The sequence below is a fragment of the Dehalococcoides mccartyi genome (genome assembly GCF_001889305.1).
In the GTDB taxonomy this organism is placed as follows: Bacteria; Chloroflexota; Dehalococcoidia; order Dehalococcoidales; family Dehalococcoidaceae; genus Dehalococcoides; species Dehalococcoides mccartyi_A.
This window is the reverse complement of the sequence record NZ_CP013074.1, coordinates 1,376,149-1,398,432: the sequence shown is the minus strand read 5'-3', so window position 1 is coordinate 1,398,432 and position 22,284 is coordinate 1,376,149. Positions and strand designations below refer to the sequence as shown.

The following is a 22,284-nucleotide window of genomic DNA, read 5'->3' as shown; positions in this document are numbered from 1 at the left end:
TATTAGTAATGCATATCGTTAAATGACACATTTGGTGTTACTTTCCAGAAATCATCCCAATGTTCTTCTGAAACAATTCCATAGCCAAACGCCTCGTCCATGTTGTAGAAGAAGCTGTTAAAGATTTTGGTATTGGCGATCATCGGTTTAACGAATTCATGTATCAAAGCATTTGGCTCTTTACTAAATACGCAATTGCCCTGGCAGATGGCACAATCAGTGCCAATGGATTGCCACTGCTGGGCACAAGCGTAGTGATTTAGTGGCCAGCGTTTGTAGCCGGGGCTGTTATTAAAAAAGGTGGGTTGCAGGTGTTTTGCGGTGGTTATACCACCCGCTGCGTTCTCAGGTGTTCTGATAAAATCCGGATCAGTTTCACTGTAAATAGCATTAACAGGGCATGAATTGGCACATTTTTTACAAGTATGACAGAATCTGTTTGCACCAAAATCGATGGGATTTGAGGGCGGTAATGGCAGATTAGTGGGAATTATTATAGTGGATCTGATTAACGGGCCGTACTCGGGGGTTATTGCTTCATGCATCCGGCTTAGTTCTCCTAAACCGAACAAGGTTGCCCAACCTGGTCTCGCACAGGTTAAACCAAAAGTTGCTCCTCCTACACCATAGTATCCAATACCTCGCAGGAAAGCTTTGACTCTATAGTTTGTGATTTGGATTTGATCATAAGCTTTTGCACTATCTGATGAAGCAATCAATGAAGGCGCTGTTCTAACAAAATCCAGTCTTTGCCGGATGGTCATAATAATAACCCATCTCATATTATTGGGAATCACCAATTTCCCTTGTGGACCGACGGGGAAATAACCGCGTGAACCTTTTCCCGTATATAACGGGTTTGAGTTAGACGGCAAATCACCGTGTACATCAACATATGGTTTATCTACATCCTCAAATTCAATAGTTACCTCTGGCCCATACTCGCAAGTTGTCTGGTTGATGAGCTGCTTGGTTTTGCCTTCAATTATCTCTCCAAATGCCACCTGAGATGCTCCGCATTCCATAGCCAGAGCCCGCATCATCGAAGCATTTTCATCCAAATTGCCTTTCCAGATAGGTAATCCCCTATCCTGAGGCATTAATATATTTTCACCTAAAAACACTCCTCTTGCACCTGTATATACAGAGTAGGGGTGTATCCAACCGATATTGTATAAAGATTGAGCCCTGCAATCATGTCCCGGCAATTCGTTTAGCCAGCCTTGTTTGTCTTTTTCTATCCCGGCTTGGTATACACCCATGGCATCTTCAATGTTTGTATGTACTTCACTAGGAGCCAAATGTGCCCATAGAGTGTGTGCTTGGAAACGTTCCATAGCATCCCAGTTAATTTCAGTTGTGGGATTCAAGTAATCACGTTCTTTGACCCACCAAGGATGCTTCTGCGAAGCTGAATTTTTTGCCATGAGTTCGTCAATATCGTGGAAAACTGGAGTAGTTGAAGCTGCCCCCATACCCGTTCCGGCTAAACCTAAAGCTTTTATAAAATCCCGACGGCTAAAGGTGGTATGGAAATTACTCATAACGTATTATCCTTTCTAAACCATTTGGGGATTAGTCTGTTTGAGTCAAGGTTTTGCTGCATTTCTCGGGGAACGATTTGCATCGAATTTTTCATTTCCCCGAGAAATGTTATTTACTTGTAGGTAATCCCTTCATTGTAAATTGCGTATTAAAGGTCAGCTCTTTTTATTTCTTCGATTTATTAATTGCCATGTAAGCCCCAACAGAATAATAGCCGGCAGACCGAAGAATAGTAGCATTAAATAAGCGGCCAAAGTTTCATTTTCAGCAAAAGAGCCGTAGACATTTTGTATTGTAAATGCCAGTAGGAGCATACCCGTAAGCCCCAAAAACCAGTCATGCCATTTGGTTAGCAGATTTCTACTCTTCATGTAATTACCAAACCAAACCATAAAGGCGCCTGATAAAGCCATACCCAAACCCCAATATAATACGGTGCTAGACCACATATTAACCTCCTGCCTTGTTTTTATTTATTGCTAATAATTGGTTTTCCAGTTACTCAGGGGTTGCCATTTATCCGGGTTATCCCAGAAGTCAGTCTGATCTTCTGCAGAGAATTTGTTATAGCCGAACAGGTTATCCATTTTTACGAAGAAACTGTTAAACACCGGAGTAGTAGCTACTGCACCCTTTACAACCTCGTGGATTGAAGATGGGTTAAGTTTGCTGAATACACATCTGGAAACACAAATACCACAGCCCATTGAACACGATTCCACCCAATAATTGCTGCAGGCAAAATGGTTGGTGAACCAAGACTTATGACCGGGATTATTAAAGAGACTCGGGTTAAGATGTACAGGGTTGCCTCTTTGGTCACTGGCAGATACAATATCCCATGAAGGTTCTCTTTCAGAGTTAATCGCACTTGCAGGGCAGGCTTCCGCACATTTACCGCAGTCATAACAAAAACGATTCATACCAGCATCTATGGGATTGGTAACTGGGAGAGGTAAGTCTGTCAAAAAAACCAATGTGTTTCTTATGGCGGGGCCATTTTCAGGAGTGAAACTGCTCTTCATTCGGTTTAATTCCCCTAACCCAGTGACTACTGCCCAAGCTACATTCGGAACCATAAATGCCGGTCCGCTGGCTACGCTGTTGTAACCAATCCCTCTTAAAAAGGTATTTACCCTTACTGCTGTAGACGAATTTTGGCTATATGCTTTGGAGATAGTGCCACCATTTATTTCGCTGGGAGCATATCTGACAAGATCAACATCTTCCCTTATAGTTGTGGTTATGACATACTTGCATTTTGTGGGTATAACTTTCTTTGTATCTGTCTGATAGGGATGCTCAACGTCTTCGAAAACGATTTGCTGCGGAGGAGCGCCGGGGGTCATGCTGGCTTCATTCTCGAAGATCAGTTTTATGGTTTTTTCATCTATCTGCCCGAAACCTACAGTAGATCCACCTGCCCATCTCACAATTGAGCGGACCATATTTGCATTTTCTTCAAGTGTTCCTTCCCACTTTGGCACATTCAGGTTTTCATTATTAAGAAGGAACAGAGTGCCATTGACGGGTAATTCCGGTATGCTGGGGCTAAGATCAAACGTCTCGAGTTCACGACTGCTCCAATAAAGAGGCATTAGGGCTAGCATGGTACTCCAACCTGTCCTACCCAAAACGTAATCTCGTAAACCATGACCGGCTTTATCGGACAGTATGTTTTGTTGTCTCTGAGTCGTCATATCGGCGATGCGCTTCAGAGCCTCTTGCGGACCGAGATGCGCCATGAAATTATCATAGTTGGCATCGGGCCATCTTTTCTTCATGTCCCAATCTACCTCGGTAGTCATATCAAGATAATCTCTCTCTTTAACCCACCATGGTCTTTTCTCAGTTTCAAAACTCTTAAAGGCAGAAAGTTCATCTAGATCGTGGAATACTGGTGAAGCTACGGTCAGCGATCCTAAACCAGCGGTAGTCAAGCCCAAACCTTTCATGAAATCACGCCTGCTAAGCGTATTGTGGTAATTGTTCATGTCGTCCTTCTCCTTAACATATTGTATACAATATGTTATTGCAATATTTGCTCGTTGTCAATACAATGTAAAAAAATAGTAAGAGGTTTAGTTTGGATTTACTGAATGTTTTTCCTGATGCCAACAGAAACATGGTAATGAAACTGGTAATTATATACAGGGCCTTATATAAAGCCGTGGGGAAAGAAATTGCAGATTTAGATTTGACTACAGATCAGGATTCCCTTTTACAAACAATCGCGGCTAAGGGATCTTTAACCTTGGCTGAGATAGCTCAAGTTTTGGTCAGAGAGCCGACATCTGTTACTCAATTTGTTAACCGTTTGGAAGCAAGAAGGTATTTAGAAAAAGAGAAGATTGAGGGTTCTAACCTGAAAATAGTGCTCGGCGAGAATGCAAAAAGAAATTGGAATCCTGAATTAGCTGCTAAGGTCTTGGACAAAGTTATGAATACTTTGACTAAGGAAGAAAAAGTGCAACTTAATGAAATACTTAATAGATTGGTTAAATCTTCAATCGAGGAATTAGATGCTCTGTATAGGTCGCCCTTTATAATAGACTGAACCAATCTAGGCTATTTCTTAGTACAAATTTGCAGAGTATACTTCTACTTTACGAATGACAGAATATAAACTCTTCAAAGATATAGGATTAAGGTTTTTAATACCTCTAACTCCATGTTCTAACTTTTAAAAATAAGAACATGGAGTTAGCTTTGGTGGAGACGGGGGAGGGTTGGCTGTGGTTTGAACAGGGGCTGGAATTCATAGTGAACTAATACATTGGTTAATCTTTGGAGGTAATCTCAGATCTAGCCGAAGGAGATTATTTCGCCATTCCCTCGGAGTCACATACGAAGGAATGGTTAGATTGTGTAGCAAGATCACGTATCCAAATATTGAATTCAATATTTGCACCCATACAAGCCTCCTAATGGAATAACCTTAATTACCTTGTATTGTCTTAAGATACGATAACTTGTAACTTCTCCATCAGAAGTCTTTTATCTTCCTCGAAAGCAGGTGCGTTACCCGTCCCGCTGAGACAGATAACCTGGAACACCCCCCGATCTTGACCGGCAAGTTCTCTCCAGACAAAGGAGCAATGTTCTATGATCTTCTCTTCAGTTCCTAACTGTGATTGAGCTCGCATAATAACCAATAATTTTTTCGGTGCTTTATGCAGAGCGAGGTCAACAATTGCTCCTCTTATCTGTTTATATACGCGTGCTTCAATTTCAACTGCGTATTCAACGCTACCATCTTTTGAATAGATGATTCCATCTAAATAGGCTTGCACACCACTCTCATCTACTATCCTTTCAGGCGAGCTAGCGGACCACCGCTTATCGCCAAATAATTCTTGAAAAAGGATCTTGCCATAGTCATCATGTTTGCCCATATTTAATACTCCTATGAAAGAAAATATATTTCTATATATCATTAAATAAATTTAGGTTTTAGGGTTCAACTTAATCTATTAATGGCAAAAAGGTCAATGTAGTCTAAACACTTAGCGGAGTATATTAATTTGATACTATAGAAGACGTACTTGAGAATGGAAACTATCAATGTTTATTATAATATATTTCCATTTACTAAATAAGAGATCTGATTCGCATGTGTTTCGATATGGATTATTACCATTCCTTGCCATTGATTGCTTTAGCAATATCCTCCGCTGAATTAATATTTGCATTGCCTGTTATAACTCTTGCATCAAGTCTTTTGGAACTCTGTATTGGGTACTTAGATTTTTTGATATATTCAGTCTCATAGAAATTATCGACAAAATAAAAGGTATGTTCTTTATTAATCTCCCAACCGTGCGTCATTCCTAGTTCAGAGACTATTTTTATAATTTGTTTTTGAGAGGGGTCTAGTACCTCTCCATTTTTGGATTCGACCGTGCCGTTTAAAACATCCGCTTCTACAGCTTTGATTATCTTCCCAACAGCCTTGATAGACTTGTTTTTATAAAGTGCCAGATAAGTTTGATTAACAAATCCAAAATTAGTTGGCGCGTGATACATTTTGTATTTTATATTCTCATCGTATGTCGCCCCAACTGGAACGGCTCTTATAACATATTTGGTGTTTGAAAGTAATTTGTCATGGTTACAGTATTCTTCAAAATCATTGATTATATCTGTTAATTCCCAATCTTGATTTATATTAATTTGCTCTCTCACCTTTTTAATTAATCCTTCAAATGTTAAGTGAGAATGGTAGATCTTTTGACCTTCGATGTTGTTATATAATTCTATTTCTTTATATATTTTGGTTTTGATTTGTTCAGTAAGTTCATTCGGGTCTAAAGTAAGTAAAATCTGGTAGTTTTCATGTTCGAAATTATTGAGGTGGCTTTTTAACTGTTCTGTATCAAAACTATTATTTAGCTTGGTTTCTATAATTATGTTAAAACTCTTCTGGCTAATTATTCCATCAGGTACGCTGTTCCCTCGTTTAATTTGGCTGGAAAACTTAACCCCTGTATCTAGCATACTAAATTTATCTTCAAAAATATCATCGAGCAGTGAATGGAATTTTTGCGGTGAATAATGATACAGTCTTGATAGTAAGAGAATCACATTCCCTGTGCTTACATTTTCTTTCTGATGATATCGTTGAAAATAATGAACATCCATCTTCTTCCCTCCTATTTATTAGCTATTACCGTTCAAGTTTCTAATGGGGATACTGCTGGGTTGTACTACTTCACCATCCTTGTATTTTGTTGCCGTACTTTCTTCAATACTGTTTAAGTTCAGTATAAGTAATAGCCCTAGTTGGTAATGATAATCACCATCTGTTTTAGTAAAACGCTTCAGTTTAAAGTCATCTTGTTCGGTATCCGTATTTGAATGTTTCTTTGCCTCTATGACTAGCAAATTGGAATGATCGGTCTTCCTTTTATGAACTACTATATCAGGGAATACTCGTTTCTTAATCCCGTCATCTTGTACGACTTTCTTTTGTGAGTTGTTACCATATCCACGGCGATTATACTCACAATCAACATTATATTCAGGAAAAGTTTGCTGGATATGTTCGGCTAGCTTGTGTGTTAAGGATCGCTCATTCGCATTTACACTTAAAAGATCTCTTTCTGTTTCTAAGAAGCAGTTATAAGCAGTTAGAAATCCGGCTAATATTTCGTCATCCTTCATATAATTCTCCGTATCTTTAAGATTGTTTAGATAATTCAAATTGTTCCAGTATTAGTATTATCAACCAGTTCTATTATGACAATTGAAATACCAAATTCGTTTACTAATTTTACGATTGATTTAGAAGCAGGTTTCTGATGTTGCTTAACGGCTCCGGGTTTGGCTATGAAAACTAGTTTTTCTACGGCTTTCCCCTTTCTTTTGCTTATCAAAGCTTTGAGAATATCTTTATGGAATTCAGAGTTGGGATTTCGGATGGTCAAGGCGATCTCAACAATAGTTGCTTCACTTGGGAAATAAAAATCAACCGCCAGTTTATTTTCTCCGCATATAGTCTGCTCTGAGAAATCCTCACCGAATAACTCTATTGATTTGGTGCGCAACTCTTTCATAAATGCGCCGGTGGACTTATCTCCTCTTCCTGGTCCAAGTATCCTATAGAAATCTGGGGTATTATTAGCGATGTTTTGAGCTATTTCGATAAGCTGGCTTGTATAATTCATTTGTATCTATCCCCATTTAAAGGTGACGTTCGCTTTTTATCATCTAGTTCAAATAGCAAGGTGTGGGTTCTGTTCTCTTCGTTAACAATTACCGGGATTATTATTGTTATTACTACTACTATCATGCTTAGAATGGATGCATGGACTTGCCAAAGTGCCTTCAAGAATGGATTAGCCCCAACAATTGCAGGGAACCGAGTAATGGAAGGGGACAAGCATACGATAAATTGAACTATCGCTATTACTGTGGCGATGAATAGAAATTGCAGAGACGATTGCTTAATTAATGCTGACATGATATTCCCCTAAAATCGATCAAATAACGATGTTATTTGTGAAATACTATGTGATCATTTCTAATGAAAATAATTTTAAAATTAGGATACTTATATTTGTAAAGTATCCTTCGTCAGTGATACTAATTCTCCAATATTTTAGAATAACTGTTTATATATATCTAAAACCAACTCATTAATTGTATTAGTTTCACTTTCTCGGAAATTGTTCGCTAAACCATTATGTATTGTTTTGCTCCTGAGACCGTATAAAATTTTCATTATATCTTTATCGAATTGAAAACTGCGTCCTTCGGTCTTTGGAAGCACTTCCCTGAGCTTGATAAAAAGTTGGGAGAAAGGAATATTTTGTGCATCCTCTGCACCAAGAGTTGAAAGTCTGTGGCGTGCCATTAGTTCTACAAGTGCTAACATGAGTATTGCTTCAATCCACGCGGCATTGAGATCTAGCCGTGGAAACCTAGATATTAATATATTTTGTATAGATTTTTGGTTTTCATTCTTCAGCTCATCTAATTCAATTCTAAGGGTTGAATTAGATTCTGTTTCTTCACGCAGTTGCTTTTGTGAACATCGGGAATTATCTTGGAGTTCACAAAGACTAGTTTCTAATGTATCAACTCTGGTACCTAAATAATAACAGTGCTCAAATAATTCGCTAGATGATAGGAATTTAGAAGCATTTTTGCTGACTATCCAATGGAGTTGATAATTCTCCTTAATTATTCTTGTTACAAGCCCCTTTTTTTCTAAATTTGCCAGAGCGTCATCTAGTCGTCTGTAATAAGTTGAATTAGACCAACCATACTCCGCATCTTGCATAACTTGTATAGCATCTTTACCTGTTAGTCGCCTTAGTTGTATTATTAATGCGGCTTTCTCAAATGGACTCAGGGAATGTAGTGTCTCTGTCATTTTTCTTCCTCTCAACATTTTACTTACGGAAGTATTAATATTTGCTGCATCGCGTATTTTCTTATTGCGTCGTTCTCTTAATGGTTGTTGGCATTAGAATAATATTGTGTTTTAAGCTGTTTGAAGCATTCTTGTGTAAAAGCATCCAAATGAGTGGTCTTGAGGATATCAATTACATCTTCCCATGTGATATGGTAAGGCCATTCATCCTCGTTGGGAGATTTGAGGGCTAACAATATATTTTGAATTGTGGTATTTTGAAATGTTGGTATGAATTGTTTCATCAGATCAGCGATAAGTTCCTGAATTTGTTTTTGCCCAGTGCCAAACTTATCGTATTTGCCTTCCGGTGATTCAAGCTTTGCTTCAATAAGTAGAACATGCCCGTTTGAAATCATCATGATATCCGGCTTCGCATTAAACGCCCATTTGATTTCCTTCAATTTTGGAAATGATGAAGCTTTTATAGCCTTTTCATCCCAATGGCCAGGACTCCACAATTTAGATCCATCCCCATTAATACCTTTTGTCCAGAAAAAAGGGTTGTTATCTATAATGTCTATACTATAACCCATGTGTTTAATAATGCCCTTCAGTACCTGTCTACGTCTCTGATTTGTTTCTAGCGGATATTTTTTTGAGTTCCCGAGGGCATTCCAGTAGTCTCTCAACACTGCGGCCTCAAGATAGATTTCCAGTGAATCTGAGGAAAGATTGATATTACATCTGGAATTGATCATTTCAGTGAAAGAAGTTCTAGTTGGTTTTGAGGATAGCAGTGCGTGAGCTAACAAGGCACAATAATGCCTTTCCTCCCGATTAACCTCAAAGAAGCGTTGTTCTGTAAATTTGCTTTCTTCTTGATCAACTATCTGAGAGGAATTATTCCCAATCATTCTTTCTCCAGATTATCTATTATTTTTGATTTTGTATAGGTACAATTATACCATCGCAATACAAGATAGAGATATACAAGGACATCATTAGAAATAGTAGACTGAGGCAAATGATAAAAAGTAAGTATAGGGGGATGTCATGGAATCAACCATATCCAATCAAAAGGAGATGACGGAAGCAGCACAGTAAATAACAGAGGGGCTTAGAATTTTAGCCAGTATGATTGTTAAAAAATTTATCTCGGAAACTAAGACAGCGCAAGCAAGTAATAATCTAAGTTTGATATGCAAACCATTGGAAGGTCAAGATGAAAAATGTACTTTATCTGTTCAAGAAGTGGCTAAGCTGTTAGGAGTTAGTAAAAGCATGATCTATGAACTAGTTCACACTGGACAAATCCATAGTATCAGATTTGTCCGCAGGATATTGCTTCCTAAAAGAAAATTGGAAGAAATAATAGAAAGATTGGGATTATGAATTTATACTACCTAAGTATTTATCAGCCTATTTTGGATAGTCGACATCCTAAGTTTTAATTTTGTGCTTAGAATTATTGTACATATTAAATGAAATTTATCCTAGAAGTAATTATATACACGGAACTAATTATTAATATAACTTTTATACATCTCAACGAATTGGCTTCTGAGTCTATTGTCGCTGGTCTCAAATGAACTAATAAATAAAAAAGCCAGGGGTATAGTGTGTTTATATCATTATATTTATGGAGCACCAAAGATAAGCAATATATTTAGATTTGAGCATAAGGTATTGTGTATAAGAAAAATAAGGGCTAAAATGACCAAATAGTTACTTTAGATTGATGGAATTATATTGGATACAGCAAGTAAATTGCTGCATCCAATATTGAAAATATGTGAGGATTAGGTGTTATAAATATTATCATAGGCGTATTTCATCCTTGGAAAACGATGTATGGAGCTTGAAAAGCAATAAGGACAACCCTAAGCCGAGGGTCGTTAAGAAGAAAGTAACCAGGTCTCAGGAAAAAGACCAAATAATGCTTAAGCTATGAGGTAACCAAGGCTAATGGGGCACGAACGGCTTGGTATTCTACCAAAGACCAAACCTTGGATTCGCATTGTCGATGAACTGATGAGTTCAGACCTTGCAGAAGACAAGGTCAAGATCGTTGCAAGCCAAACCATTGAAAATGTCCGGGATCGCTTAAATGAGGTCGAAGGGGATTCTGGAGTCATTGCTTCTTTTAAATTCTTGGTTACTCTGGCTGTCTCTTCACAGTTTGCGAATCCACTTAGCTTCTTGGCGGATTCAAATGTAGACATCGGTACAAATGCTTCTCCTTATTTCATCGCAAAAGCCCTTCACAAATATGTTGAAGCTACAATAGGTTCATTGGAATACGGCGAGATTGCTCGGGCTGCTGCGGTCGATGCAGTCTCAATCTGGCATGGCAAGAATAGCCAGCAACTGAGAATGTTTGACACCGATAATAACTCTGTGGAAGCTTGGCGAGGTACCGGAGGTGGTGTCGGTTTCTGCGAAATATCGCGCCTGTTCTTTGCTAAAACAACCGAACGATATCTGAATTACTTCCTCGAAAGAGCTTTGTCATCCTCAGTTAAGACGCTGCAGGAAAGGGAGGCGCTAAGAAAACGCCTGAACGAGCACATCAATATCGCATCCCAACATGCGTTCGAGACGGCCAAGATCACACAATCATTCGCTGCCGGATGGTTTAACAAGCATGCTGATCGAGAAGTTCCCTCAGACTACGAAATCCGCACTTTCTTAAGAATAGCGTTTGGTAAACTGAGAGAGGAACTCCGGAGGGAAGAGGCAAAATGACAGACCCTTCCCTTGAAACTATCTTTGAAGGTTCCGGCTCGACAGAGTCAGCCCCAAGAGTTGTTACATGCAATGGTGCCTCTCCGACTGAGTCTCTAACTAACCCAGCACTGTCACTCGAATATCGTGTTGGCATGCAAGAGAAGAATATCACCATTCAGTTGCCACGGTTCGTTCGCCAAGCATTCCGTTTGCCCGACCGGATTTTAGATTTACTGGAAATAGCAGGATATATTTACGCGGCCGACAGGTTGATATCTCGTGGCCCCCGAGACGCCGTTGAATATCACAACTGGGCTAGACGACTTCATTTTATTGTGAAAGTTCGCGACTACAGTTTTTGGAACGATGCCTCAGTTCAACACAAATTGGCTGAAGCACTGGTTTTCATGACTGGCGACAAAGAATACGAATTCACGTTTCAAGCCGGGCATTCCACTCCTCCTACAAGCATGTTCGATGACCCGGGTATCGTTTTGCCCGAAGATGGGAATTTGAGAGTGATGCTCTTTTCTGGAGGGTTGGACTCTCTTGCAGGAGCTGTAGATTTACTCGAAGAGTCCAAAGACGTTATCTGCCTTGTTAGTCACCAAAGCCAGCCAGGGACTATAAAAACACAGAACGGGCTATTTCAAGCACTAAAAGACACTTATTCTGATCGTGTCAGGCACTACCAATTTAAGTGTAGCTTGGTTTCAACTCTTAACAAAGCGGTCGAAGAGACGCAGCGTACCCGAGCCTTTCTGTACACGTCAATTGCCTATGCCATTGCGAGTTCTCAACATGATCCTCGGTTTTATGTGCACGAAAATGGTGTTACCTCCCTTAATTTCGCAAGAAGGCAAGATGGGATTAATGCCAGGACTAGCAGGACTACGCATCCCAGAACTCTCTCCTTGCTTCAAGACTTTTTCTCGCTGGTACACGGTTCAAAGGTTCAAATCGAAACACCATTCCTATTCAAAACAAAATCAGATATTTTTAGAGAACTGAGTACGCACAACCGCGAAAATTTAATACCAAGCGCTGTGTCTTGTAGCAAGACTTTTCTAAATCGGAAGCAGGCAAGTCATTGCGGAGGATGCTTTCAATGTGTAGATAGGCGATTAGCGAGCTATGCATCTGAGCTTGAGACAGTCGATGAGTCTGGTATATACAACCATGATTTGATAAAAGAACCAAACAACGCTGAAGAAAAGACTTGCCTTATTGACTACATCCGGCAAGCACGACTGTTCGCTGAATCGACATTAGAGAGTTTTTCTTATGATTATCTCAATGAACTTACATATCTTGGTGAACCCGTTTCTCGATTGTACCCCTCTTTGGACGAAGAGACTGCGATTACAAATATCTGGGAGTTGTGCAACAGACATGGGTTAGAGATTAATAAGGCGCTGAAGAGAATTCAAAGGTTGCACGATGAACCGTATCAAGAAAGACCCAAAGATTCGCTATTAGCCATCATGGGTGAACAAACATATTTGAAGGAACCCGTAATAAGATTAATCGAAACAATTTGTGACCAACTAGACAAAGCAATTCCAACCCTTTTTCAACGGAATCTGCCTTTAAACGAGGCTGACCTTAATGACAAGATTCAATCGGTTATTAACGCCAATCGGAACGATTACGAACGAGAGCATCCTGGCATAAGGTTCGCATTAGCTACAACGATACCTGACCACTCATTTAGTGAGTTGGATCTCGTGATCGAAACGAAATATATCCGAAGACAAACAACACCAAGCAAAGCCTCCGAGGGCATTGCTGCGGATATCACCAAGTATGGAAGCAATGATTATAAGATGCTTTTTGTTGTGTATGACCACGATAGAGCGATTAAGGACGACGGCAGATTCATCAGCGATTTCGAGAAAACAGGAAAGTGTGCGGTAAGGATTTTTAGATAGGCAAATTCATTGATGAAAGATTACCTTTAAATCAAGTAGCATCGGGCGGCTTTGTAGGAGGGCTGGATAATGACTACCGATTTTCAAGGTCTCAGGTGGAAGAAAATAGATCTTCACTTTCACAGTCCAGGATCAGGTGATGACTATCAAGAGCGCGGAGCAACGCCTGAAATGATAATCTCTAGGGCAAAGAAACACGGATTAGATGCTCTGGCTGTTACGGACCACAATACCGGTATTTGGATCGACTCATTGAAGACCGCAGCTCGTGGAAGTGGCATAGTCGTCTTTCCAGGTGTCGAGATAACAGTGATGGGCGGCGAACGAAACGTCCACGTCCTGGCTATTTTCGATCCTTCAAAAGGTATGGCACATGTTCATGATTTTCTAGCGCAGATTGACATTACCGAAGAAAAGAGGGGACGGAAAGACGCACTTGCTACAGGTGACGTTAACCAAGTCATTAACAAGATAACCGAAGCTGAGGGAGTTGCATTATTAGCTCATTGCGATTCATCCTCAGGGGTTGTCAAGGAAATGAAGGGGCAAGCGAGGATTAGCATAATTAGAAATCAAAATTTGCTAGGTGCTGAGATTACAAAAGACGAGACTATGGCTTTTTTCGACGGTGAAGATCCTAATTACCAGAGAAAACTCGCCTGCATTAAGTGCTCAGATAGTCATTCACTGCGTGAAATAGGCAGTAAGAGCTCGTACTTTAAGATTGGAACAATGTCGATTGGTGCACTTCGGCAGTGCTTCTATGACCCACAGACACGGATCAGAATTATCGACCCGCCCAACGTCCAATGCCCGATGGTTCTGGATTTACATGTCGACAAAGGCTTTTTCAATGGTCTGCGTGCCAAGTTTCATCCCGGTATGAACGCAATCCTAGGCGGAAAAGGAGTCGGCAAGTCCCTTGTTGTGGAGTTTGTTAGGTTTGCACTCAATCAACCTTCATATGTTCACGATATTCAAACCGATTTAAAGAGTAAACTCGAAAATCAACTAGGTCTCGGGGGTAAAATCACCATCCATGTCAAAACTGCCTCAGGTATTAATTATATAGTCGAAAGGCAATTCGACGGTGATACTAATCCAATTCAAGTTACTGATTCATCTGATGGGAGTGCCTTCCAAGGAGATATAACGAAAGTATTCCCGATACTCGCATATAGCCAAAATGAAGTAATCGATATTTCTCGTGATACCGGCATCCAATTACGTTCGATCGATAGGTTAGTTGACCTTGATACATTACGCCGGCCAATTCAGGAAGCGCAAGATAATCTTGCATCGAATGTTGAGGAGTATATAAGTTCTCTGCTCGCGAAGGACAAGGTTCAAGAACTTGATGCGAGCATTGCTACTATCAACGCTCAAATCAAAGAGTTGGATAATATGCTTGCAGATCCGATGTACAAAGAAGGAAAGGATTGGAATAATAAAGTCGCTTTGATAAATTTGGTCAATGCGGCTTCCCAAAAACTTCGGCAACAAATTGAACAAAGCGTTAACCCGGAGTCGGTGCCGGCGGTTCCTGGACTACCGGACGGAGAACAAGATACTGATCTGAAAGGTTATCGAGACAAAGTATCGGCGGCGGCTGATAGCTTGGTATCAAATGTCAAGGTATCATTGAAAGCTTTCGATGATGCTTTGCTATTGGCCCAAAAGGATCGCTCTGAATTTGACAAAAGAAAGGGCGAATGGGATAAAAAATTCGAAGCCTTCCTGAAGACAGCCGGTGGCCAGCAAGAAGCTCTGTCGAAACAGCGCAAAGGGCTAGCTGAGAACCTAGATAATATAGTCTCCCAGCGAGATGAGTTCAATCTGAAAGCATCTTTCTTTGAGACTCACCGTGTAAAAAGAGAAACTTTGTTGGATACATTGGATAAAGCCAGACAGGACCTTTTCGTAGCTAGGTCGAATATTTATGAAGATCTAACCAAGAAAAGCGATGAACGACTTCAATTGACGTTAGAACAAAATGGTAACCGTCAAGCGTTTATAGAAGGGTTAACCGAAATCACCCGTGGACTATCCATAGGTCAGAAATTTAAGGAACAACTTGTGAAGAATATGATGCCGAGGGAGTTTGTGGCTGCTGTATTAAGAAAAGACAAGACGGAGTTAGAAACAAAAGGATTACTGACCGCCGCGGCTTCCTCAAAGATTGTAGATTCGATAATAGGGAATGAAACGCTATTGCGTCAGCTGTTGTCCATCCCGTATGAATGTTTACCCGAGGACGTTCCCAACATCCAATACCGAAAAGAAGATGAGCAATATTATCCACTTACCCAGTTATCGGTGGGACAAAAGTGTACCGCTCTCCTGCTCATCGCTTTGTCTGAAGGGTCAATGCCTATCATCATTGACCAGCCAGAAGATGCGCTCGACGTGGCTACCGTTTATCACGACATAGTTCAGCGTCTGCGGCAAAGGAAAGACCAACGGCAATTTGTAATCACGACCCACAATTCGAATGTTGCAGTTTCCTCAGACTCCGATATGTTCCACATATTGAAGGGGACGGCTACTTCTGGAGAAATTGTCTGTGCCGGAGCAATCGACCTAGAACTAGTCGCTAGACAGGTGGTTGACCATCTGGAAGGAGGGGTTGAACCGTATAAACTACGAGGAAGGAAATACAATGTCCGGTAAACATTATTTTGATATAATGAATGCCAATTCAAACGTCTTAGTTCTGTCTGCCGTGCAATACCACCCACTGTGTTGGACTTGAACTTACATATATTCTGACCTAGATGTAATATACCTAAAATTTTTACACGCAAGGTCTCAGAATCACTTTTATTTTGCTCTAACTGTTTTTATTATGTTCAATAGATTTAGCAATAATCCTGACCAATCCTAATAGGAACAGCCCTCCTCCTATTATCATTACCCATTGAAGTATTTGGTACTCAATAGGACCGATTCTGATGCCCAGTTGGCTGAGGTCTATTCCAAAGGCTGCATAACAGGTTGCGAATAGGATTAAACCGATTATTGTAAGGCTGAAGCCAAGTGCCATGTAGATGCTCCTTAAGTTTATTCGTATTCCTGCCATTCCATCCCAGCGTCGATTTTAACCTGCTTGGAAGAAATGAAGGAGAAGGTATTGTCTAAAACCAGATAGTAAGTGCCAGCGGTAAGATTCAACATAAATGAATGAGTGGTCAGTTTGCCTGAGTCATAACAAGGTGTTACAAAGTGACCGTTTGCCCAGTTAACGTAATCGGTACTATCCAGAATAAGCATCCGGATATCATTACCTGATCCACCGGAAGCGTAGAATGAGCCTCCGACCCGGGTATTAAGCATATCAGAAGAAATCGTAAACTCGAATTTATAATAATCACCTGCGGAAATATCAAATGTATTGTCTATAAAATATGAGATCTTGGTTACCAGAGGGCGATTAAATAATCCCGGGTTGTTACCTGAGGGGTCAAAGATATTGGTATTGCAGCCGGTAAGGCAAATGGAAAGCAGCAAGGTAAAAATAACAGCTAATGGGATAATTAGTTTTCGCATTAGATCCTCCCGTAAATGGATAAAGAGATGATATAACATAAACGCAAAGGTGTCAATAATAATCAAATATAATCAATATGTGCCTAAAACAATACGGATGTGTAATATTCCATAAATAAATGGAGTATTACAATGGTTAGAAAGAAAATAGAGAAGTCAGAAACGAAGATTGAGTGCGGTTTTTTATCTTTTTCAGAGGCTCAGGAGTTTCTGGGTATTAGTCACCAGACAATTTATAATCTGATTAAGAAAGGCCTGCCTTCATATAAGCTGGGGAATAAGCGGGTGTTCATAAAAGAGGATCTGATTAACTGGGTAAAATCCCAAAAATCATCGCCATAGTTTACATCAAAGGTGTGTTATAAAATATGATAAATATGACAAATTTACCTGCAAAATGTTCGTATTTTACTGATAATTTTAATACCATTAAAAGCCGATTTGTTTTAAATAATCAGCGTATTTTATTCTAGTGTTAACTCTTAAGGATCCAGTTCATATCGTTCTAATCATTTGGTTCTAGAAGTGTCTTCAACTTTTTCATTGAATCAACAATCGACTCTTGCTCTAAATTCTGCTCGTCATCGTTTAAATCTAAGTATTTTGGACAATCATTCGCGATCTCCTGTGGACTTAAATTGTTATTAATCATGGGTTCGAAAAATTTAATCCGTTTCTCTAATTTATTAAAATCAACTCCGACAGGGAGGCGCCCTTGAGGTATACTACCACTTGCTTCCAGTAGTGCATTATTTTCTGGCTTTATATACTTATTCCATAACTTGGTCCAATCTTCAAAAGTGAAGGTCTCATCGATATTTGTGATAGTGGCATTAAAATGAGTTACGTAACTACCCTTATGAAATGTTGGTGAAATTATAATGTTTTTATATCCCAAGTTTGTGACCCACTCTGGATTATTAGTTAATAGATAGTATTTTAATTGTTGAATCGCATACTTCCAATATAAATCAAACGGCAGTCTGTGTCGTTTGATTAGTAGGTCTATAACTTTATCTATAAAAGAAGTTTCATCATTTACTGTTGATGTAAGGTGCTCTTGCAACCAGACAGGGAAATTCGTAGTATTGAAGGTTTTCTCTGCAGATTTGATCGCCATCTTTCTGATATCTAGGGGTAAATCACTATCAGCTATTTGATGTTTGGTCTCGACTTCATGAAATACTTTTAACCACTCCAATAGTACTTCAACTCCGATTATCCTTTGGGCCTCTTCTTGAGATACTTTTTCCTGGTTTTTTTTCGGTTTCATCAATAATTGTAATTTATCAGAATATATTTTTTGTTCAAATGGTATCTTAATTTGCTCATCAGGAAGACCAAGTGCATTTCTAATATCCGAGATATCTTTTCTAAGATATGGGTTATGAGGTAAAAGATTTATTCTAGCCTTTGTCGCACGATAAGTATCGTCCCATTTGATATATTTTCTCCGAGGAAAGTACTCTGGAAATATTAGTTTAAGCGTACGTTCAACTTTTCTTGCTAAAGCAGGATCTTTTTTGCGTAAACTTGTTATTGCGGGTTGATATTTGTCTAATATTAAATACGCTGGCCCTCCATTCTCCTCACCCTTGGGGAATAAGGTATTTAACGCCCATTGTATTTTATCCGTTGTCATAGATACCTCCCTATGACGCAATTACATCTCATGAATTATAGGACATACTGTTATTGATGCCAAAAGGTATTGGCAAAATTATATCACAGGAAAGGAATGCGAAAATGAAGACTTTAGCTCAATTATTGGGTGAGCTGTACCAGTTGGATATTGGGGCTGATGAAATCTTGCTGGGTGATTCTCTTTACCAGGCTATTGTATCCTAAGCCAGAGGAATTGCACGGCGCAGAGAAGAGGAAGAAACTTATGACCTGGAAAATGATGATGAATAGAGAGATAGATAATTTAGGAAATCAAATGGTTTTGGGATCTTAAGGTAAGGAAGGTTTTTATGGATGTAAATTGCGCCGCGGGTGTGATGAGTAGCATGGTATCCTGCCGGGATACAGGAGCGGGTTTAAATCCCAGCGCGGCGCTCCATAACCTCTTGGTTTGCCCAATTCCCCGTAAAGCGGCTGCCCGGATTCTGGAACGGGAGCACTATCTGCATTCATTTCCGGCAGGCACGATGCTTTGTTTTGGGGTTATGTTGGATAACCGGCTGACCGGTGCCATTACCCTGGGTGCCGGTCCAGCCTTGGCTTACCGACTGGTGGATGGGGCAGAGCCTCAGGATTGTTTAACCCTTACCAGATTTTGGTTATCAGATGATTTACCTAAAAACGCTGAATCAAGGGTTTTAGGGGTGATATTCAGGTACTTAAAACGTCATACAGATTTAAAGTTTCTGATATCCTACAGCGATCCATCGGCAGGGCATCTGGGAATTATCTATCAGGCTACCGGCTGGCTTTATACCGGACTATCATCGGCGATGCCTTTGTATGATTTGGGAGATGGCCGACTCAGGCACGGACGCTCTTTAAATAATTTTCTGGGCAGCCGTGATCAGGGTTACCTGAAAAAACAGGGGATAAAAATTAATGCGATTAAACAATCTGCCAAGCACAGATATTTATATTTTCTGGATCCGAAATGGCGGGGATACCTGAAATCTGCGGTATTACCCTACCCTATCAAGGAGGGGAATAATGGAAATAACTAATTTGCCCTTGGGGATTCTCAGGGAAGCAGTCTGGAACCCGAACCAACTGGATGAGAAGACACTTGGGAAATTGAAGCAGAGTATTAAAAGATATGGATTGGTTGAAAATCTGGTGGTCAGATCTAAAGATGGATATTTTGAAGTCTTATCCGGTAACCAGAGATTAAAGGTACTGGTTGAACTTAAGATACAAACTGTGCCTTGTATTGTACTTGAATTAAATGACTCTGAAGCTAAACTGTTGGCTCAGGCTCTAAATCATATCCACGGGGTGGATGACCTGGGGCTCAGAGCTCAACTTCTACGGGAAATTTTGTCCCAGATTAAACAGGAAGAAGTACTTTTGGTATTGCCTGAATCCTCGGATAATCTGACTTCTCTGGCTTCCATAGGCCAGGAAGAATTGAGTGTTCAGCTCCAAAACTGGCAGCAATCCAGACTTGCCAAATTGAGTCATCTCAATTTTCAATTGACAAGTGACCAGAAGAAAGTTGTAGAAAAAGCCATAACCCGTTTTATTCCCTTTGCCAGAGGTAATAAAAGTGATAATCCCACCTTAAGAGGACAGGCTTTGTATCTATTATGTCAATCGTATCTGGGTAAGGAGTAAAGATATGGCAGTTGAATCCATAAAATGCCCGGTCTGCAGTGAAACGCTGGAAGTGAAACTGGCCAGCGGCCGTAAATCCGGTAAACCTTTCATTATGTTTGTCTGCCCGAAAGATGGCAGGCATTTCAGGGGGTTTATTACTCAACAGGAATATGTGAGACAGGTAGTAGAAAAATCTGAAAGACTCTTCTGCAAATGAACTAGGAATTGTTAGAGATGTCTATACAGGAAGATGGCGGCAAGCTTGTATCTGAAGAGATAACTCAATCTGATAAATCGGATGAGTTGACACGTATACGTGCTGCGTATACACTAACCGCCACTTCTGAGGTTGAGGTAATGCAAAAGATGATGGTAGAACAGTTTCTGACAACTCTGGCAGAGGTGGCATTTTCAGTTTCTCAGCGTGAAGCTAACAGGGAAACAGGAAATGGCCGAAACTAAACGGGCGGTTGCCTATGTCCGGGTCTCTTCGGCTTCACAGGTTGAGGGTTACTCTCTGGATGCTCAGGAAAGACTCTTTACCGAGCTCTGCAAGAACCGGGGTTGGCAGGCTGTACGCATATATCGGGAAGAAGGCAAATCCGCCCATGTAGACAGTACTCATAAACGACCGGTCTTCAGGAAACTCCTTGAAGATGCAGCCAAAAATGAATTTGAGATTGTAGTTGTACATACACTTGACCGCTGGTCAAGGAATCTTACCGTTACTTTGGAATCATTAAAACTACTGGGCAGGTACGGGATAGGGCTGGTCTCTATTGTTGAAAATCTGGATTATTCTAAACCGGACGGTATCCTTTTCACCCAGATGCTGGGGGCATTTGCCCAGTATTTCAGTGAAGCTTTAAGTACCCATGTCAGAAAAGGACTTGACCAAAGAGCCAGGGAAGGCAAACACAATGGCTGTATCCCCTTCGGCTATGAATCCTGTTGGGAGATAGGCGACAAGGGAGAAAAGAAAAGGCGCTGCGAGAAGGAACACCCCGGAGGACTTCACATCCACTCAAGGGAAGGGCCAGCAGCAGCCGAGCTTTTCCGGCGCTATTCCTCCGGTACAACCACTCTCTCCCAACTGGCTATCTGGCTAAATGAACAGGGATTTCGTACCCACAACACCAAAAATCTACCTGATGCCAACGGAGAATTAGTCTCAGGGCCAAGACTATTTACCAGTTCCTCGGTCAGAAATATCCTGCATAACCCCTTCTATACCGGGCAGATAAACCACCGGGATGAAATCCTAGCCGGTGCCCATGAAGCCTTAATCAGCCGGGAATTATTTGATACTGTCCAACTGGCCTTAAGGAAGAATTCGGGCAGATCTGAAACCTTGACTACTTCACCTGGTAGAGAATACCTGCTTAAAGGATTGGTCAGATGTGCCTATTGTGGAATGCCTATGTGGGCTCAGACTTATAAAAGCGGAAACAGCTACTACCGGGAGCACAAAGCTTCAAGAAGCATACAGGAATGCCCCGGACATGGCGGTACTATAGGCTGCCATGTAATAGATAATCAGATAAGGGAACTTGTTTCCGCTATAGAGCTTGGTCCGGGCTGGCTTGAGGAAGTACTATCTATCATAAGCCTTAAGGATGAAGTGGAAAGGGTCAAAAAAGAAAAAGAGCAGGTAACCGGCAAACTCCACCGTATGGCCAAGACCTATATAGACGGTCTGATACCTGAGGAAGAATACTTAAGGCAGAAAAGACTTCTGGAACTCAGTCTGGAATCACTGGTAGTACCCGACTATGACGCATCCGAGCAGGCTGGGAAACTTATCCAGAATCTGCCTGTACTCTGGGGTAAGGCAAACCTTGCTGAACAGAGGAAGATACTCCTGACCATGCTGGACGGGGTGTATGTGGATGTGAAACAAAGCTGTTCGGTGATTGCAGTTAAGGTGAAGCCGCCCTTTAAACCCATTTTTCAGGTGGCGGTATCAAGGAAGGAATCCAAAATACGTATCTTAAACGAGCCTTTGGGTACTTCACCCGCCGGCTCGTCCGTGTTTCTGGTGGAGACGGGGGAGGGTCGAACTCCCCGTCCAGAAAAGGTGACCCAGGATCTACTACAGGATTAGCCGTCTATTTAATCTTGTCTGGCTAGCTTTTGCCGGCCTAATTTAGCCAAACCAGCCGATATTTCTTTCGTTCCCCTCATCGGCGTTGGGGAAACGGCACCTCAACTAATCGGCACCCAAACCCGGCTCGTTGAGGTGGGGCCGGGCAGGATGTGCTGGTTTTATTTAGCCAGCAAGAACGAGTTCACGTTCGCCAGTTGTTTTTTGCCACCTGTTTAATGAGGTGGATGGCACCTCAGCCTGCAATCCAGTAGCCTACCTTCCCTGTCGAAACCACGCGTCCCCATAATATT

General features: G+C 40.8%; 22 protein-coding genes, 1 other RNA gene and 1 pseudogene. 11 read left to right on the top strand and 13 right to left on the bottom strand.

What is annotated here, in order from left to right; genetic code table 11:
- Positions 1-2 precede the first annotated feature (2 nt).
- From ASJ33_RS07745 to ASJ33_RS07735, 3 genes are all read right to left on the bottom strand, one after another.
- Positions 3-1,544: a reductive dehalogenase gene (locus tag ASJ33_RS07745; protein WP_023652808.1), complete on the bottom strand. Its 1,542-nt coding sequence runs from the start codon at positions 1,542-1,544 to the stop codon at positions 3-5.
- 156 nt (positions 1,545-1,700) lie between these two features.
- The gene (locus ASJ33_RS07740) at positions 1,701-1,958 is read right to left on the bottom strand and encodes a hypothetical protein (RefSeq protein ID WP_072555864.1); all 258 of its coding nucleotides are present in this window, start codon (positions 1,956-1,958) and stop codon (positions 1,701-1,703) included.
- 66 nt (positions 1,959-2,024) lie between these two features.
- Positions 2,025-3,539 (bottom strand): reductive dehalogenase, encoded by a 1,515-nt coding sequence (locus ASJ33_RS07735; RefSeq protein WP_023652806.1) that lies wholly within the window; start codon positions 3,537-3,539, stop codon positions 2,025-2,027.
- Positions 3,540-3,631: 92 nt separating this feature from the next.
- On the opposite strand from ASJ33_RS07735, the gene ASJ33_RS07730 reads away from it, so the two are divergent.
- Positions 3,632-4,102, top strand: coding sequence for a MarR family winged helix-turn-helix transcriptional regulator (locus tag ASJ33_RS07730; RefSeq protein ID WP_023652805.1), 471 nt, complete (start codon positions 3,632-3,634; stop codon positions 4,100-4,102).
- 400 nt (positions 4,103-4,502) lie between these two features.
- Here the strand turns inward: ASJ33_RS07730 and ASJ33_RS07725 are convergent, their stop codons facing one another.
- The 6 genes from ASJ33_RS07725 to ASJ33_RS07695 all read right to left on the bottom strand — a co-directional run bounded on the left by ASJ33_RS07725 (position 4,503) and on the right by ASJ33_RS07695 (position 9,318).
- Entirely contained in the window at positions 4,503-4,940 is a 438-nt protein-coding gene (locus ASJ33_RS07725) for a hypothetical protein (RefSeq protein WP_048894005.1), read from the bottom strand.
- A gap of 238 nt (positions 4,941-5,178) precedes the next feature.
- A complete protein-coding gene (locus tag ASJ33_RS07720; protein WP_023652802.1) occupies positions 5,179-6,186 on the bottom strand; it encodes a hypothetical protein in 1,008 nt (335 codons plus the stop codon).
- Positions 6,187-6,204: 18 nt separating this feature from the next.
- Positions 6,205-6,708, bottom strand: coding sequence for a hypothetical protein (locus tag ASJ33_RS07715; protein ID WP_023652801.1), 504 nt, complete (start codon positions 6,706-6,708; stop codon positions 6,205-6,207).
- A 35-nt stretch (positions 6,709-6,743) separates the two neighbouring features.
- Positions 6,744-7,211: a hypothetical protein gene (locus tag ASJ33_RS07710; protein WP_023652800.1), complete on the bottom strand. Its 468-nt coding sequence runs from the start codon at positions 7,209-7,211 to the stop codon at positions 6,744-6,746.
- A 434-nt stretch (positions 7,212-7,645) separates the two neighbouring features.
- On the bottom strand, positions 7,646-8,422 hold the full coding sequence (locus ASJ33_RS07700) for a hypothetical protein (RefSeq protein ID WP_023652799.1): 777 nt from the start codon (positions 8,420-8,422) through the stop codon (positions 7,646-7,648).
- A gap of 77 nt (positions 8,423-8,499) precedes the next feature.
- Positions 8,500-9,318: a hypothetical protein gene (locus ASJ33_RS07695; protein ID WP_023652798.1), complete on the bottom strand. Its 819-nt coding sequence runs from the start codon at positions 9,316-9,318 to the stop codon at positions 8,500-8,502.
- A gap of 220 nt (positions 9,319-9,538) precedes the next feature.
- On the opposite strand from ASJ33_RS07695, the gene ASJ33_RS08680 reads away from it, so the two are divergent.
- The 4 genes from ASJ33_RS08680 to ASJ33_RS07675 all read left to right on the top strand — a co-directional run bounded on the left by ASJ33_RS08680 (position 9,539) and on the right by ASJ33_RS07675 (position 15,732).
- On the top strand, positions 9,539-9,796 hold the full coding sequence (locus ASJ33_RS08680; RefSeq protein ID WP_048894003.1) for a helix-turn-helix domain-containing protein: 258 nt from the start codon (positions 9,539-9,541) through the stop codon (positions 9,794-9,796).
- 573 nt (positions 9,797-10,369) lie between these two features.
- Complete coding sequence (locus tag ASJ33_RS07685; RefSeq protein ID WP_023652796.1) at positions 10,370-11,149, top strand: hypothetical protein; 780 nt, start codon at positions 10,370-10,372, stop codon at positions 11,147-11,149.
- Positions 11,146-13,062: a 7-cyano-7-deazaguanine synthase gene (locus tag ASJ33_RS07680; protein ID WP_023652795.1), complete on the top strand. Its 1,917-nt coding sequence runs from the start codon at positions 11,146-11,148 to the stop codon at positions 13,060-13,062. Before ASJ33_RS07685 ends, ASJ33_RS07680 begins: the two co-directional genes overlap by 4 nt.
- A gap of 69 nt (positions 13,063-13,131) precedes the next feature.
- Entirely contained in the window at positions 13,132-15,732 is a 2,601-nt protein-coding gene (locus tag ASJ33_RS07675; protein WP_023652794.1) for a TrlF family AAA-like ATPase, read from the top strand.
- A 160-nt stretch (positions 15,733-15,892) separates the two neighbouring features.
- On the opposite strand, the gene ASJ33_RS07670 is transcribed toward ASJ33_RS07675, so the two are convergent.
- Positions 15,893-16,141, bottom strand: coding sequence for a hypothetical protein (locus ASJ33_RS07670; RefSeq protein WP_236886597.1), 249 nt, complete (start codon positions 16,139-16,141; stop codon positions 15,893-15,895).
- Positions 16,123-16,608: a hypothetical protein gene (locus ASJ33_RS07665; RefSeq protein ID WP_023652792.1), complete on the bottom strand. Its 486-nt coding sequence runs from the start codon at positions 16,606-16,608 to the stop codon at positions 16,123-16,125. The genes ASJ33_RS07670 and ASJ33_RS07665 overlap by 19 nt, the downstream gene beginning before the upstream one ends.
- A gap of 132 nt (positions 16,609-16,740) precedes the next feature.
- On the opposite strand from ASJ33_RS07665, the gene ASJ33_RS07660 reads away from it, so the two are divergent.
- Complete coding sequence (locus tag ASJ33_RS07660; protein ID WP_023652791.1) at positions 16,741-16,950, top strand: helix-turn-helix domain-containing protein; 210 nt, start codon at positions 16,741-16,743, stop codon at positions 16,948-16,950.
- 163 nt (positions 16,951-17,113) lie between these two features.
- Here the strand turns inward: ASJ33_RS07660 and ASJ33_RS07655 are convergent, their stop codons facing one another.
- The gene (locus tag ASJ33_RS07655; protein WP_023652790.1) at positions 17,114-18,250 is read right to left on the bottom strand and encodes a hypothetical protein; all 1,137 of its coding nucleotides are present in this window, start codon (positions 18,248-18,250) and stop codon (positions 17,114-17,116) included.
- 331 nt (positions 18,251-18,581) lie between these two features.
- Between ASJ33_RS07655 and ASJ33_RS07650 the strand changes: the two genes are divergently transcribed.
- From ASJ33_RS07650 to ASJ33_RS08585, 5 genes and pseudogenes are all read left to right on the top strand, one after another.
- Complete coding sequence (locus ASJ33_RS07650) at positions 18,582-19,295, top strand: hypothetical protein (protein ID WP_023652788.1); 714 nt, start codon at positions 18,582-18,584, stop codon at positions 19,293-19,295.
- On the top strand, positions 19,282-19,905 hold the full coding sequence (locus ASJ33_RS07645; RefSeq protein ID WP_023652787.1) for a ParB N-terminal domain-containing protein: 624 nt from the start codon (positions 19,282-19,284) through the stop codon (positions 19,903-19,905). The genes ASJ33_RS07650 and ASJ33_RS07645 overlap by 14 nt, the downstream gene beginning before the upstream one ends.
- A 4-nt stretch (positions 19,906-19,909) precedes the next feature.
- On the top strand, positions 19,910-20,104 hold the full coding sequence (locus ASJ33_RS07640) for a hypothetical protein (protein ID WP_023652786.1): 195 nt from the start codon (positions 19,910-19,912) through the stop codon (positions 20,102-20,104).
- Positions 20,105-20,121: 17 nt separating this feature from the next.
- Positions 20,122-20,349 carry a hypothetical protein gene (locus tag ASJ33_RS07635; RefSeq protein ID WP_023652785.1) on the top strand — a complete coding sequence of 76 codons (228 nt, stop codon included), beginning with the start codon at positions 20,122-20,124 and terminating at the stop codon, positions 20,347-20,349.
- Positions 20,336-21,376 (top strand): annotated as a pseudogene (locus tag ASJ33_RS08585) (recombinase family protein); the annotation flags it as partial. The gene ASJ33_RS07635 and the pseudogene ASJ33_RS08585, both read left to right, overlap by 14 nt.
- Before the next feature lie 547 nt (positions 21,377-21,923).
- Here the strand turns inward: ASJ33_RS08585 and ssrA are convergent.
- Positions 21,924-22,276: a transfer-messenger RNA gene (gene ssrA, locus ASJ33_RS07615) on the bottom strand.
- Positions 22,277-22,284 lie beyond the last annotated feature (8 nt).